The following is a 13,430-nucleotide window of genomic DNA, read 5'->3' on the forward strand; positions in this document are numbered from 1 at the left end:
CCTCAGCCCGCGGCCCGCAAGGTCCGCGGGCTTTTTTGCGTACCCCCGGGGAGCAGCGCGCCGCGGCGCGGCCTAGCATGACCGCCCTGTTTCACAAGGGAGTGACGATGCATGCAAAGACGCTGTGGACCCTGGCCTTCGTGGTGGTGGTGCAGACCGGTGTGCCGTTTGCGTGGGCCAAAAAGCCCGCGCCGGCGCGTCAAGCCCCGGGCACGCTGAAGTTCGTGCCCGCCCCGTCCGACGAATCCCCCGCGGCGCGCGAGCGCCGCCTGCGCCGCGAGTGCAAGGGCCGCCCCGACGCGGGCGCCTGTCTCGGCCTCACCGGCCGTTGACCGCGGCACCCGGCCCTCCGCTCTCGGCGATTGCAGCGCCGCGTGCAAAAAATTCAAGGGCGGCCCCAAGGCCGGCGACTACCATCGCCGCCATGTCAGCGACCCCCGGTGCCCCCACGGCCGATCACCCCGGCGAACTCATCGAACAGGTGCGCGCCGCCGTGGCCCAGGGCCGGCGCCTGCGCATCGCCGGCGGCGGCAGCAAGTCGTCGGTGAGCGGGCCCGTCGAGGGCGAAGCGCTGTCGGTGCGCGGCTGGTCGGGCGTGCTGAGCCACGAGCCGAGCGAGCTGGTCATCACCGTGCGCGCCGGCACGCCGCTGGCTGAGGTCGAGGCCGCGCTGGCCGAACACGGCCAGTGCCTGCCCTTCGAGCCGCCGCACCTGGGCGCGGGCGCCACCGTGGGCGGCATGGTGGCCAGCGGCCTGGCCGGCCCGGCGCGCGCCAGCGCGGGCGGCGTGCGCGACTACGTGCTCGGCGCGCGCCTGATCAACGGCCGCGGCGAGCTGCTCAGCTTCGGCGGCCAGGTCATGAAGAACGTGGCGGGCTACGACCTCAGCCGCGCCCTCGCGGGCAGCTGGGGCCTGCTCGGCGTGATCGCCGACGTGAGCCTCAAGGTGTTGCCCGTGCCGCCCGCCGAGGCCACGCTGCTGTTCCCCCTGGGCCAGCGCGACGCGCTCGAGCAGTTGCACCGCTGGGGCGGCGAGCCGCTGCCGCTGAACGCCTCGCGCTGGCAGGGCGAGCCGCCGCAGGGGCAACTGCTGGTGCGCCTGCGCGGCGCGGTGGCCGCGGTCGAGGCCGCCTGCACCCGCTTGCAGCGTGAGGCCGGCGGCGTGCGGCTCGACACCGCGCAGGCCGGCGCCGACTGGGCCGCGTGCCGCGACCACCGCCTGCCCTTTCTCGCCCAGGCGCCGTCGCCCGCACACGGCCTGTGGCGCGTGTCGGTGCCACAGACCACGGGGCCGCTGCTCGCGGCCTGGCCGCAGCTCATCGAATGGCAGGGCGCGCAGCGCTGGCTCTGGGCCCCGCCCGAGGCCGAGCGCGAGATCCGCGACGCCGCGCGCGCGGCGGGCGGTCACGCCCAGCTGTTCCGCCAGCCCGCGACCGGCGCCGCGGGCGTGCGCCGCTTCGACACCCCCGCGCCCGCGCTGCAGACCGTGATGCAGCGCCTGCGCAGCGCCTTCGATCCCCACGGCGTGTTCTGCGGCCCCGCCGTGTTCTGACATGCAGACCCAGCTCGCCCCCGAGTACCGAGAGACCGCGGCCGGCCGCGAAGCCGAGGCCATCCTGCGCAAGTGCGTGCACTGCGGCTTCTGCACCGCCACCTGCCCCACCTACCAGCTGCTCGGCGACGAGCTCGACGGCCCGCGCGGGCGCATCTACCTGATCAAGCAGGTGCTCGAAGGCGCCACGCCCACGCGCAAGACCCAGCGCCACCTCGACCGCTGCCTCACCTGCCGCAACTGCGAAAGCACCTGCCCGAGCGGCGTGCAGTACGGGCACCTGGTCGACATCGGCCGCGCGCTGGTGGACGAGAAGGTGCCGCGCCCCGCGGGCGAACGCACCGTGCGCTGGCTGCTCAAGGAAGGCCTGCCCTCGCCGCTGTTCGGTCCCGCGATGAAGCTGGGCCAGGCCGTGCGCGGCCTGCTGCCCGGCGCGCTCAAGGCCAAGGTGCCCGCGCCGCGCGACGCCGGCGCCTGGCCCACGCGCGCCCACCCGCGGCGCATGCTCATGCTCGCGGGCTGCGTGCAGCCCGGCATGGCCCCGAACATCAACAGCGCCACCGCGCGCGTGCTCGACGCCGCGGGCATCCAGCCCGTGCTCGCGCCCGAGGCCGGCTGCTGCGGCGCGGTGAAGTTCCACCTCAACGACCACGAGGGCGGCCGCGCGCAGATGCGCGCCAACATCGACGCCTGGTGGCCCCACGTGGCGCAGGGCGCCGAGGCCATCGTGATGAACGCCTCGGGCTGCGGTGCCATGGTCAAGGACTACGGCCACCAGCTGCGCGACGACCCCGCCTACGCCGACAAGGCCGCGCGCATCAGCGCGCTCACGCGCGACCTGTCCGAGCTGCTGCCCGAGCTCGTGCCCGCGCTGCGGCCGAAACTGGCGGCCCTGCCCGATGCGCAGCGCGTCATCGCCTACCACCCGCCCTGCACGCTGCAGCACGGCCAGCAGCTGCGCGGCGGCGTCGAGCGCGGCCTGGGCGAACTCGGCTTCACGGTGCGCACCGCGCGCGTCGAGCCCCACCTGTGCTGCGGCTCGGCCGGCACGTATTCGGTGCTCGAGCCCGAGATCGCCACCACGCTGCGCGACCGCAAGCTCGATCACCTGGGCGAGCTGCGGCCCGCGGTCATCGCCAGCGCCAACATCGGCTGCATCACGCACCTGCAAAGCGGCACCGACACGCCCGTGCGCCACTGGGTCGAGCTGCTCGACGAGGCCCTGCAGGCCTGAGCGCCCATGATCCCCGCGCTGGCCACCCTGCTCGTGTTCCAGCTGCTGGGCGAGGTGGCGGTGCGCCTGTCGGGCGCACCCGTGCCCGGCCCCGTCGTGGGGCTGGCGCTGCTGTTGCTGGCGCTGCTGCTGCGCCCGAGCGCGCTCGAGGCGATCAAGCCCACCACCCAGGGCCTGCTGCAACACCTGTCGCTGCTGTTCGTGCCCGCGGGCGTGGGCGTGATGCAGCACCTGCAGCGCCTGGGCGACGAGGCGCTGGCCCTGGGCGTGGCGCTGGTGGTGAGCACCCTGCTGGGCCTGTTGGCCACCGCCTTCACCCTGCTCGCGCTCATGCGCTGGCAGGCGCGCCGCGAGGGCCTGCGCGATGGCGGCTGAGGCCCCGCCCAGCCTGATGGCGCTGTGGGTCTACCTCGCGGCCACGCCGCTGCTGGGGCTCACGCTCACGCTGCTCGTGTACCACGGCGCTTTCGTGCTGTACCGGCGCAGCGGTTTCCATCCGCTGGCCAACCCGGTGCCGCTGGCCGTGGTGGTGCTGGCCACCCTGCTCTGGGCCACGGGCACGCCCTACGCCACCTACTTCGAGGGCGCCCAGTTCGTGCACTTCCTGCTCGGCCCGGCCACCGTGGCGCTGGCCGTGCCGCTGTTCGAGCAGATGCACCGCCTGCGCCGCCTGGCCCTGCCGCTGCTCGGCGCGCTGGTGGCCGGGGTGGTGGTCACCACGGTGAGCGCGATCGGCCTGGCCTGGGCCCTGGGCGCCTCGCGCATCACCCTGGCCTCGCTCGCGCCCAAATCGGTCACCATGCCCGTGGCCATGGGCATCGCCGAGAAGCTCGGCGGCCTGCCCTCGCTCACCGCGGTGCTGGTGATGGCCACCGGCGTGAGCGCCGCGCTCGGCGCGCGCTACCTGTTCGATGCCTTGCGCATCCGGGAGCCCGCGGTGCGCGGCTTCGCGCTCGGCACCATCGCGCACGGCATCGGCACCGCGCGCGCTTTCCAGGTGAGCGAAGAGGCCGGCGCCTTCGCCGGGCTGGCCATGGGCCTGAGCGCGCTGTTCAGTGCGCTGGTGCTGCCGTGGCTGGCCGGGGGCTTGTTGCGGGTGTTGTGAGGGCGGGCGTCGACCGGAAGGCCGAGGCGGGAGCGGGTGGCCACGGGCGGTTACGCAGACGCCGGCGTCGGGGCGTTCCCCCGCGCGCCACCCCTTCCCCCAACCCCCCGGGTTCACCATGCACAAAGCCAGCAATCCCAACGCCTTCACCCGCAACCTTCAAGGCATCGAGTACCACAAGCGCAACGCCGGCGACGTGGCGCAGAACGTGAAGCGTGGCCTGCAAGCGGTCGTGTTGTTCCCCAAGAACCTGGTCAACCAGGTGCTTTTCGGACAGGACGTCGAATTCTTGGAACGCAGCCGCCACGAGAAGCGCATGGCCTTTCGTCCAGAGGGCAGCAAGACCTACCAGCAGGCCCTGGACACCGTTGCAGACGAAGCCGTGGCCCGGCACCTTGCGGAAAACGAAGATCAGCGCCTCTTCGGCCGGCTGGGCGTGGACGACCCTGAGCAGGCCGAAGCGATGCAGATCGGCGCCGATCGCGCAATGAAAGAACTGTTCGCCAATCACACGATCGACGAAACGCTGCTGTTCAGGTACCAGCAGGGCGGTGCCGACGGCCGCGGATATGTCGGGTTGCCAGTTGCCCAGCGCTACGAACTGCTGCCGGCGGATGCGGACCTGCGCGCGGTTTGTCTGAAGGCCATCGCAGAAGCGATCGCAAACGCGAACCTCGAAGACTGAGCGTCAGCCCGCCCGCTCCACCCCGATCAGCACCCGCTCGAACAGGTCGTTGGCCAGTGCCGCGTAGTGCCGCAGGCACTCGGCCAACTCCTGGGCGTCGAGCGCGCCCTGCTGCTCGCTCAGGCGCGCGCGCAGCACCAGGTGCCGGCTCTCGCGCTCCATGCCGATCACCTCGCCCATGGCGCCGTCGAGGCTGAGGTTGAGGGCGAGGATCTCTTCCATCAGCTCCACGGGCCGCGCGTCCGGCCCGATCGGGCCCAGGTCGGCGTAGCAGAAGACGCCGTCGGGGTCGGCGGCTTCGTCGTGGAAGCTGCCCACCTTCACGCCGTCGAGCACGGTGTCGCGGCTCTCGAACAGCGCTTCGACGTCGGCCAGGCCCAGCGCGCGCGACGCGTCTCGGCAGAGTTCACGGAATTGCTCGGGGGTCATGGCGGCCTCTGCATGCGAACGGCAAAAGGCCCATTGCAGCGGCTTCGCGCGCGCCCGTGCTCCGCCGGTTGGCGGATCGAATGGCCGATCCAGGATTGGTCTGATGGCTGCCGTTACCTAAGCCCCGGCGCGGTCTTCTGACTGCCGTCGCAGGCCCTTTCATCCCTTTGACCCAAGTCACCATGAACCGAAACAGCGCATCGATATCTCCCCCTCCGCCCGCCTTCACCCGAACCCTCACAGGTGCGCAATACCACGGGCGCAACACCCTCGACGTGCTCCAGAACCTGGGACGCGGCGTGGAGGCCGTGGTGCTTTCACCCGTGCACCTGGTGCAGCAGATCACCGGCAACGGCGGCCAGCCGGTCCGCTACATCCGGCCGAGCCGGCACCAGCAACGCATGCTCGCGCGCCCGGAAGGCGCCAAGACCTACGGGGAGACGCATGTCGACGCACCCGAGCGCGAGGGCGGCCGCCGCTGGTTCCGCAGGGAAGACACCATCGAAAAGCTGATGCGCGAGGAGGACGAGATCTTGGGCCGCGACCCTTTCGCGGGGCGCGCTCTCGAGATTTACAACAAGTACAAGTTTTCGGAGGGGGGCTCCAATGGCCCCAAGGCCGAACCCATCGGCGAACGCCCCGACGGCGGCGGCTGAACCTCAGCCCGCCAGCGCCTTCTCGATGTCCCCCGCGAGCTTCTCGGGGGCGTCCTGCGGCGCGTAGCGCTTGATCACCTGGCCGTCGCGGCCCACGAGGAACTTGGTGAAGTTCCACTTGATGGCCTTGCTGCCCAGCAGGCCCGGGGCCTCGGCGGTGAGCCAGCGGTACAGCGGGTGGGCGTTGGCGCCATTGACGTCGATCTTGGCCATCATGGGAAAGCTCACGCCGTAATTGAGCTGGCAGAAGCCCGCGATCTGCTCGTTGCTGCCCGGGTCCTGCGCGCCGAACTGGTTGCACGGAAAGCCCAGCACCGCGAGCCCGCGCGGGCCGTAGGTGGCGTGCAGCTTTTCCAGCCCCGCGAACTGCGGCGTGAAGCCACAGGCGCTGGCGGTGTTCACGATCAGCAGCACCTGGCCGCGGTATTGCGAGAGCGGCACGGTCTGGCCGCCGATGGTCTGGGCTTCGAAGGAGTAGACGCTGTCGGGCATGGCGGGTCCTCGGGTGGGGTGGGCAAGTCGGTGGGCGGTCAGACGAAATCTTCACACAGGCCGACCGAAGGGTTCGCCCTGTCACGCAAAAGCAGTCGCTGCGGCGATACTGCGCGGCGTTTCCGAACGTAACCAAACCATCATCACCCACCGATCGGAGCCGTCCAATGGGGGCTGCCTACACCGTGGCGCTGGTCGGGTTTTCCCAGACCGAGAGCGCCACCTTCGAATCGTTCTTCCGGCTCGCGGCCCGGCGGCCGCCCGCCTACGAGGTGCAGGAAGAAGTGCTCGACGCGCAGATCCTGGTGGTCAACGCCGACAACGCGCAGGCCCTGGGCCTGGTGCGTGACGCGCAGCTGCCGGGACGGGTGTTGCTCGTGGGCGGGCACGACGGCGGCACCGGCTGGCCGCTGCTGGCCAAGCCGATCCGGCTCGTTTCGCTGCTGGGCGCCCTCGACGCCCTGGTGGGCCTGCGCACCGCGCGGGCCGGCGTGGCCGCCGCCCCCCTGGTCCCGCAGGCCTTCGCGGCCACGGAACCCTTCAAGGCCTCGCAGCTGCAGGGGCTGGACGCGAGCATGCGGCTGGCCAGCGGCCGGCCGCAGGCCGCGCCGCTGCTGGCGCCGGCCGGCCGCCCGCGCCGACGCAACCCCGAAACCGAGTTCCCGCCCACGCGGCCGCTCACGCGCGAGGAGCGGCGACAGCTCGATGCCGCGCTGCCGGCCCGCGCCGCTGCGGCGCCGCTTGCGGCGCCAGTCACGGCCCCCGTCGCACCGCCCGCGGCCGTGCCCGCGGCGGCCAAGTCCGTGCGCATCCCCTTGAGCGGCCCGACCGATTTCGCGGGTCTGGACGAGCTCTTCAACGTGTCGCCGCCCGCGCCGCGCGCGCGCCACACGCGCAGCGCGCGCGACGAGCCGCCGCTGCCCGAGGCGGCGCGCGGCGACGCCCTGCTGGTCGGGCAGAGCCTGGTCGAAGGCCGCATCCTGCTCAAGCGCTTTCGCAAGTACGAGCTCAGCATCGACTGGTGCCGCGAGCCTGCGCAGGCCCAGGCCATGCTCGACGCGCACCCCTACCGCCTGGTGGTGATCGACCGCCTCGGCGGCAGCCCCGACGCCTTCGCGATCTGCCGCACGGCCAAGCAGCGCAAGAGCGGTCGCCCGGCGCCGGTGGTGATCCTGTTCGCGCCCAGCGCGGGCAGCATGGACCGCATGAAGGCCGGCCTTGCGGGCGCCGATGCCTACCTCTCGCGCTCGGTGGGCGAGGCCGATCTGTACAAGGTGCTCGCGCACCACCACCTGGTCAACCTCAACGGCTTCGCGCCGACCAACGTGGGCAGCTTCTGAAGCGCCCCCGCCGCGGCCTCAGCCGTGCAGGTCGTCGCGGCGCGCGATCTCCAGCAGGCGCTCGATCTCGTGCGCGTGCTCGCGCTGGTTGCGCTTGTGCCACGAGCCGATGAGGGCCATGGTGCCCGCCACCAGCAGGCCGAAGGCGGTGATGGCCGCGAAGGCCGACAGGCCCAGGCCGGTGGAGAAGCTGTAGAACGCGCCCAGGCCCAGGATGCAGGCCTGCTCGTTGAAGTTCTGCACCGCGATGGAACGGCCCGCGCCCATGAGGTTGTGCCCGCGGTGCTGCAGCAGCGCGTTCATGGGCACCACGAGGAAGCCGCCCAGCGCGCCCAGCAGCACGAGGAAGGGCGCAGCCACCCACACGTTGTCGATGAAGTTCATGAACACCACCAGCAGGCCCATGCCGATGCCCAGCGGGATCACGCGCGTGGCGCCATCGAGCCGCATGCGCAGCGACGCCACCACCGCGCCCACGGCCGTGCCCAGCGCCACCACGCCCACCAGCGCCGAGGCCTGCGTGGTGCTGTAGCCCAGCGCGGCGGCGGCCCAGGCGAGCACGATGTAGCGCAGGTTGCCGCTCACGCCCCAGAACAGCGTGGTGGTGGCCAGCGAGATCTGGCCCAGGCGGTCGCGCCACAGGCGCATGTTGCAGGTCCAGAAATCCGGCAGCAGCACCAGCGGGTTGCGCGGCATGGGGCGCGGCGTCACGCCGGTGAGCGGGATGCGCAGGTTGAAGCCCGCGGCCAGCGCGTACACCAGCACCAGCAGCGCGATCGCGGCGTCGGGCGCGTTGTCGATGCCCGGCAGGTGCAGCTTCATGAGCAGCGGCGCCACCGCGGGGCCCACGAGCTGGCCGCCCAGCAGCACGCCGAGGATGATGGAGGCGATCGTGAGGCCCTCGATCCATCCGTTGGCCTTCACCAGCTGCGAGGGCGGCAGCAGCTCGGTGAGGATGCCGTACTTGGCCGGCGAGTACGCCGCCGCGCCCAGGCCCACCAGCGTGTAGGCCAGCAGCGGGTGCACGCCAAACAGCATGAGCAGACAGCCCGCCACCTTGATGGCGTTGCTGATGAACATGACCTGGCCCTTGGGCCTGGCGTCGGCGAACGCCCCCACGAAGGGCGCGAGCAGCACATAGAACAGCGCGAACATGGGCACCAGCGCGGCGCCCTGCCATTCGGGCGCGTTGCGGTGCCGCAGCAGCTCGATGGCCGCGACGAAGAGCGCGTTGTCAGCCAGCGAGCTGAAGAACTGCGCCGTCATGATGGTGTAGAAGCCGCGCTTCATGGCGATGAATCGGTTTGCTGTGCTGCCAGGATGAAGCGGCTCGGCCACGAATGTTCCCGCCGTTGTGCGACAGTTCGTGGCTCGTCTCCGGTCGGGTGGCGCGGGTTATAGCACGGTGATCCGCCCGGGCTGCCGTTAAGCCGCCCCGCCGCTCGGTCTGTCCCGCGCGCCTTGACATTTCTCACGCCATGCCCCGCCCCATCCTGGCCACCGTGCACACCGGCGCCCTGCGCCACAACCTGCAGGTCGCGCGCGAACGCGCGCCCGACGCCCGCGTCTGGGCCGTGGTCAAGGCCAACGCCTACGGCCACGGCATCGAGCGTGCGTTCGAGGGTCTGCGTGGCGCCGACGGCTTCGCGCTGATCGACCTCGACGAAGCGCAGCGCGTGCGCGCGCTCGACTGGCGCGGCCCCATCCTGCTGCTCGAGGGCGTGTTCGAGCCGCGCGACCTCGAACTCTGCTCGCGCCTGAACCTGTGGCACGCGGTGCACTGCAGCGAACAGATCGACTGGCTGGCCGCGCACAAGACGCAGCAGCCGCACAAGGTCTTCCTCAAGCTCAACAGCGGCATGAACCGCCTGGGCTTCACGCCCGCGGCCTACCGCGCGGCCTGGGCGCGGCTCAACGCGCTGCCGCAGGTCGACGAGATCGGCCACATGACGCACTTCAGCGACGCCGACGGCGCGCGCGGCATCGCGCACCAGGTGGCGCTGTTCGAGCAGGCCACCGACGACCTGCCCGGCGAGCGCACGCTGGCCAACAGCGCGGCCATCCTGCGCCACGCGCGCGGCCCGCTGCGCGGCGCCAGCTGCGTGGCGGCCGACTGGGTGCGCGAAGGCATCGCGCTCTACGGCAGCGCGCCCGACTATCCCGAGCACAGCGCCGCCCACTGGGGCCTGGAGCCCACCATGACGCTGCGCACGCGGGTCATTGGCGTGCAGCAGCTGCAGCCCGGCGACACCGTGGGCTACGGCTCCACCTTCACGGCCACCGCACCCATGCGCATCGGCGTGATCGCCTGCGGCTACGCCGACGGCTACCCGCGCCACGCGCCCGGGGGCACGCCGGTGCTGGTGAACGGCCAGCGCAGCACCACCGTGGGCCGCGTGAGCATGGACATGATCACGGTCGACCTCACGGCCCAGCCCGAGGCCGGCATCGGCAGCGAGGTGGTGCTGTGGGGCCGCGCCGCCAATGGCGCACGGCTGCCGGTCGACGAGGTTGCCCACGCGGCCGGCACCATCGCCTACGAGCTGCTGTGCGCGGTCGCGCCGCGCGTGCGCTTCGAGGTCGACTGAGCGCGCCGCTGCCTCAGCGGTCTTTCGGCACCATCCAGGGCGGCAGCAGCGGCGAGATGCACATGTGGCATTCGAAGGGCAGCGCGGCCAGCGCCGGGTAGGCCGTCTGGAACGCGGTCTGGGCCTCGTCTTCCTTGAGCAGTCGGGGCTTGATGGTCCAGAAGATCTGGTTGCCCCGCGTCACCGTGTCGGCGCTGAAGCCACCCAGGAACAGCACCGATCCGCTGCCGACCTGGAACGGCCGCGACAGCTCGGTGTTGCTCACCGCATGGCTGCGCGAGCGCTCCTTGGTGAGCGTGCCGTAGGTGAACCACTGCTTCACCGCGTAGCGGCCGGGCGGCAGCTTCACGGCCAGCACCTGGTCCTTCACGTCCTTGGGCCAGGTGCCGTCTTCGCCGAGCGACATCGAGTACTCGGCGTTCGAGTCGAGGTTCTGCAGCACGAAGGCGAAGCCGCCGCTGTTGCTGCGCGAGAACTGGCCGGCCACGTAGGCCATGCCGGTCTCGGGCTTGGCCGTGGTCTGCACGGCCGGCTCGATCGTGGCGCATCCCGTCAGCAGGCCCAGCAGCAGCGCCAGGCCCATCCCCGCAAAACCCCTCATCATGTGCTCCTCGTCCTCGTTGGTGGCGGGCGCGAGCATGCCCCAAGCCGACAATCCGCGCTGTCCCTTCTTTCCCTGATCACGATGAACGCCACACCCGAGATCGTCCGCGCCTTCGCACCCACCGGCCGCCTGCGCGCCTCCATCAACACCGGCAACCCCATCCTCGCCGCACCCGACGCCCAGGCCGGCGCGCGCGGCGTGTCGGTCGATCTGGCGCGCGGCCTGGCCGAGCGCCTGGGCGTGCCGCTCGAGCTCGTGGTGTTCGACACCGCGGGCCAGTCGGTCGACGCGGTGACGCAGGAGCGGGCCGACGTCGGCTTCTTCGCCATCGATCCCAAGCGCGGCGAGGGCATCCACTTCACGCCGCCCTACGTGCTGATCGAGGGTTGTTATGCGGTGCGCAATGATTCGCCGCTGCAGGCCAACGACGAGGTCGACCGCCCCGGCCGGCGCGTGGTGGTGGGCCAGGGCAGCGCCTACGACCTGTTCCTGAGCCGCGAGCTCAAGCAGGCCAGCATCGAGCGCGCGCCCAGCTCGCCCGCGGTGGTGAGCCACTTCGTCGAACACGGCGCCGACGTGGCCGCGGGCGTGAAGCAGCAGCTCGAGGCCGACGCGCAGCGCCTGGGTGGCCTGCGCCTGCTGCCCGGCCACTTCATGGTGATCCGCCAGGCCATGGGCTGCCCGCGCGGCCGAGGCGAGGCCGCCGCGCGCTACCTGAGCGATTACGTCGAGGCCATGAAGGCCGGGGGGTTCGTGGCGGCGGCGCTGCAGCGCCACGGCATCGAAGGCGCGGCGGTGGCGCCCGCGGCCTGAGGCCTCAGCGCCCCGGCGAGCAGGCCGCGAAACCGTAGCGTTCGCAGAAGGGGTTGCCCAGCACCGGCAGCCAGCGCGGGATGTCGTGGAAGTCGCGCGCCACGGCCGCGAGCACCTCATCGCGGTAGGGCTGGTAGCGGAAGCCTTCGCCGTCGACGTACCAGAAGGTCACGCCGTCGACCTCGTAGGACTGCTTGCGCACGCGCTCGAAGTAGGGCGCGTAGCGCGCGAGATCGGGCTCGTCGTAATGGAACACGCGGATGGGCCGGCCGTCGTAGGTACGGAAGTCGACAATCTGGTCGTCCTGGCGCGCGTGGTGGCGGCCCGGGCCGAACACCGGGATGTACACGCCCGCGCGGAACGCGAGCATGGCCGCAGGGTTGTAGGCCTGTGCCATGAGCGTGGCGCCGGCCGGCAGGCCCTGGCGCAGGCCCGCGACCACAGCCGCGTTCTCGCGCAGGAACACCGCGCGGTCGGCCCACTTGGTGTGCGCGAACCACGACAGCGGCGCGAGCGCGATCAGCAGCACCGCCACGAGGTGCGGCAGCGACAGCAGCGTGGTGTAGGTCAGCAGGCGGCGCAGCGGGCGCACGTCGGTGCGCAGGCCGGCCCACACCACGAACACCGGCACGAAGCCCAGCACCCAGTGCAGGCCGATCGTGCGGCGCATGGCCAGCAGCGCGAACACCGCGAACGGGAACAGCCACAGCACCGCGAGCGTGGTGCGCGCGGTGCGGCTCACGCCCTCGGGCGCGCGCGAGCGCGCGGCGCGCCAGAGCCACCAGGGCGTCACCAGGTAGAGCGCCATGGCCACGTAGGTGAGCCAGGTGGTGAGCGACCAGGCCGAGGCCTCGTTGCGGTTGAACACGTTGAACATCACGTGGCTCCAGCCGTGCGTGGCGTTCAGGTACAGGTTGGCCGCGATCGCAGGCAGCGCGGTGGCGAACACCAGCAGGGGCGCCCACCAGCGCTCGCGCCGCCAGCCCCAGGCGTGGGCCGCGTAGGCAAAGCCCAGCAGCGCGGCGAAGTACTTGCTGAAGAAGGCCGCGCCGAGCAGCGCGCCGCACAGCAGGTACCACGCGGTCGCGCGGCCGCCCGCGTCGGCGGTGTCGGCGCCGTCGGCGCGCACATAGGCCCAGAACGACAGCGCCATGAACAGGATCAGCAGCGTGTCCGTGGTCACGAGCACGAACATCCAGCTCCAGGGCATGGCGAGGTAGACCGCGCCCGCCAGCCAGGCCTGGGCCTCGCGGTCCTCGGGCAGCAGGCGGCGCAGCAGGTCGACCACCAGCAGCGCGATCGCGCTCGTCACCAGCAGCGTCACGCTGCGCAGCACGATGGGCGCGTCGCTCACCGCGTGCAGCAGCGCGAGCAGCCAGCCCACCAGCGGCGGGTGGTCCGAGTAGTGCCAGGCCGGGCGCACGCCCCATTGGTAGAAGAAGGCCTCGTCGCCGGTGAACGGGAACACGCCCGCGAGCAGCAGCTTGAGCGCGAGCGTCGCCGCGAACACCCACCAGAAGACACGGCGCGCGGCCGCGAGGGTCAGGGTGTCCCGGCTCACGCGCGTGTGTCCAAGGCGAGCAGGCTCACGCCCAGCACGATCAGCGTGCAGCCGGCCACGCGCACCCACGAGAAGGGCTCGCCCAGCCAGAGCACGCCCAGCAGCATGGTGACCACGAAGCCCAGGCTCACCAGCGGATAGGCCAGCGACACATCGAGCCGCGACAGCACCCACAGCCAGAGCACGGCGCTGGCGCCGTAGAGCACCAGGCCCAGCCACACCATGGGGCTGGTGAAGGCCTGCACATAGGTGCCGGCCACGTCGGCGCCGGCGCCCGAGCCCGGAGCCAGGCCGCGTTTCATGGCCAGTTGCGCGGCCGAGGAGAGCAGCACGCAGAAGACGGCGAGCGACAGGGCGATGGTTTTCATGCG

Annotated in this window: 16 protein-coding genes; 10 read left to right on the forward strand and 6 right to left on the reverse strand. The window is 71.8% G+C overall.

Annotation, left to right across the window (positions count from 1 at the left end; genetic code table 11):
- Positions 1–107 precede the first annotated feature (107 nt).
- From WDZ95_RS16205 to WDZ95_RS16230, 6 genes are all read left to right on the forward strand, one after another.
- On the forward strand, positions 108–332 hold the full coding sequence (locus WDZ95_RS16205; RefSeq protein ID WP_287468532.1) for a hypothetical protein: 225 nt from the start codon (positions 108–110) through the stop codon (positions 330–332).
- 92 nt (positions 333–424) lie between these two features.
- Positions 425–1,552 carry a glycolate oxidase subunit GlcE gene (glcE, locus tag WDZ95_RS16210; protein WP_425779884.1) on the forward strand — a complete coding sequence of 376 codons (1,128 nt, stop codon included), beginning with the start codon at positions 425–427 and terminating at the stop codon, positions 1,550–1,552.
- Between the two features lies 1 nt (position 1,553).
- A complete protein-coding gene (glcF, locus tag WDZ95_RS16215) occupies positions 1,554–2,786 on the forward strand; it encodes a glycolate oxidase subunit GlcF (protein WP_425779886.1) in 1,233 nt (410 codons plus the stop codon).
- A 6-nt stretch (positions 2,787–2,792) separates the two neighbouring features.
- Positions 2,793–3,161 carry a CidA/LrgA family protein gene (locus tag WDZ95_RS16220; protein WP_425779888.1) on the forward strand — a complete coding sequence of 123 codons (369 nt, stop codon included), beginning with the start codon at positions 2,793–2,795 and terminating at the stop codon, positions 3,159–3,161.
- Complete coding sequence (locus WDZ95_RS16225) at positions 3,151–3,891, forward strand: LrgB family protein (RefSeq protein ID WP_425779890.1); 741 nt, start codon at positions 3,151–3,153, stop codon at positions 3,889–3,891. Before WDZ95_RS16220 ends, WDZ95_RS16225 begins: the two co-directional genes overlap by 11 nt.
- Positions 3,892–4,009: 118 nt before the next feature.
- Entirely contained in the window at positions 4,010–4,576 is a 567-nt protein-coding gene (locus WDZ95_RS16230; RefSeq protein WP_425779892.1) for a hypothetical protein, read from the forward strand.
- A 3-nt stretch (positions 4,577–4,579) separates the two neighbouring features.
- Here WDZ95_RS16230 and WDZ95_RS16235 read toward each other — a convergent pair whose 3' ends face one another.
- Positions 4,580–5,005 (reverse strand): CesT family type III secretion system chaperone, encoded by a 426-nt coding sequence (locus WDZ95_RS16235; protein WP_425779894.1) that lies wholly within the window; start codon positions 5,003–5,005, stop codon positions 4,580–4,582.
- A gap of 182 nt (positions 5,006–5,187) precedes the next feature.
- On the opposite strand from WDZ95_RS16235, the gene WDZ95_RS16240 reads away from it, so the two are divergent.
- The gene (locus tag WDZ95_RS16240; protein WP_425779896.1) at positions 5,188–5,661 is read left to right on the forward strand and encodes a hypothetical protein; all 474 of its coding nucleotides are present in this window, start codon (positions 5,188–5,190) and stop codon (positions 5,659–5,661) included.
- Positions 5,662–5,664: 3 nt separating this feature from the next.
- On the opposite strand, the gene WDZ95_RS16245 is transcribed toward WDZ95_RS16240, so the two are convergent.
- On the reverse strand, positions 5,665–6,153 hold the full coding sequence (locus WDZ95_RS16245; protein WP_166229350.1) for a glutathione peroxidase: 489 nt from the start codon (positions 6,151–6,153) through the stop codon (positions 5,665–5,667).
- Positions 6,154–6,320: 167 nt separating this feature from the next.
- On the opposite strand from WDZ95_RS16245, the gene WDZ95_RS16250 reads away from it, so the two are divergent.
- Positions 6,321–7,493 carry a hypothetical protein gene (locus tag WDZ95_RS16250; protein ID WP_425779898.1) on the forward strand — a complete coding sequence of 391 codons (1,173 nt, stop codon included), beginning with the start codon at positions 6,321–6,323 and terminating at the stop codon, positions 7,491–7,493.
- An 18-nt stretch (positions 7,494–7,511) separates the two neighbouring features.
- Here WDZ95_RS16250 and lplT read toward each other — a convergent pair whose 3' ends face one another.
- Entirely contained in the window at positions 7,512–8,783 is a 1,272-nt protein-coding gene (gene lplT / locus WDZ95_RS16255) for a lysophospholipid transporter LplT (RefSeq protein WP_425779900.1), read from the reverse strand.
- Positions 8,784–8,971: 188 nt separating this feature from the next.
- On the opposite strand from lplT, the gene alr reads away from it, so the two are divergent.
- Positions 8,972–10,081: an alanine racemase gene (gene alr, locus WDZ95_RS16260; RefSeq protein ID WP_425779902.1), complete on the forward strand. Its 1,110-nt coding sequence runs from the start codon at positions 8,972–8,974 to the stop codon at positions 10,079–10,081.
- Between the two features lie 13 nt (positions 10,082–10,094).
- Here alr and WDZ95_RS16265 read toward each other — a convergent pair whose 3' ends face one another.
- A complete protein-coding gene (locus tag WDZ95_RS16265; protein WP_425779904.1) occupies positions 10,095–10,721 on the reverse strand; it encodes a hypothetical protein in 627 nt (208 codons plus the stop codon).
- A gap of 45 nt (positions 10,722–10,766) precedes the next feature.
- On the opposite strand from WDZ95_RS16265, the gene WDZ95_RS16270 reads away from it, so the two are divergent.
- A complete protein-coding gene (locus WDZ95_RS16270; RefSeq protein ID WP_166229360.1) occupies positions 10,767–11,498 on the forward strand; it encodes an ABC transporter substrate-binding protein in 732 nt (243 codons plus the stop codon).
- Between the two features lie 4 nt (positions 11,499–11,502).
- On the opposite strand, the gene WDZ95_RS16275 is transcribed toward WDZ95_RS16270, so the two are convergent.
- Positions 11,503–13,059, reverse strand: a complete 1,557-nt coding sequence (locus WDZ95_RS16275) for an ArnT family glycosyltransferase (protein ID WP_425779905.1) — start codon at positions 13,057–13,059, stop codon at positions 11,503–11,505.
- Positions 13,056–13,427: an SMR family transporter gene (locus WDZ95_RS16280; protein ID WP_166229368.1), complete on the reverse strand. Its 372-nt coding sequence runs from the start codon at positions 13,425–13,427 to the stop codon at positions 13,056–13,058. Before WDZ95_RS16280 ends, WDZ95_RS16275 begins: the two co-directional genes overlap by 4 nt.
- Positions 13,428–13,430 lie beyond the last annotated feature (3 nt).

The sequence above is a fragment of the Hydrogenophaga sp. T2 genome (genome assembly GCF_049843535.1).
GTDB lineage: Bacteria > Pseudomonadota > Gammaproteobacteria > Burkholderiales > Burkholderiaceae_C > Hydrogenophaga > Hydrogenophaga crocea.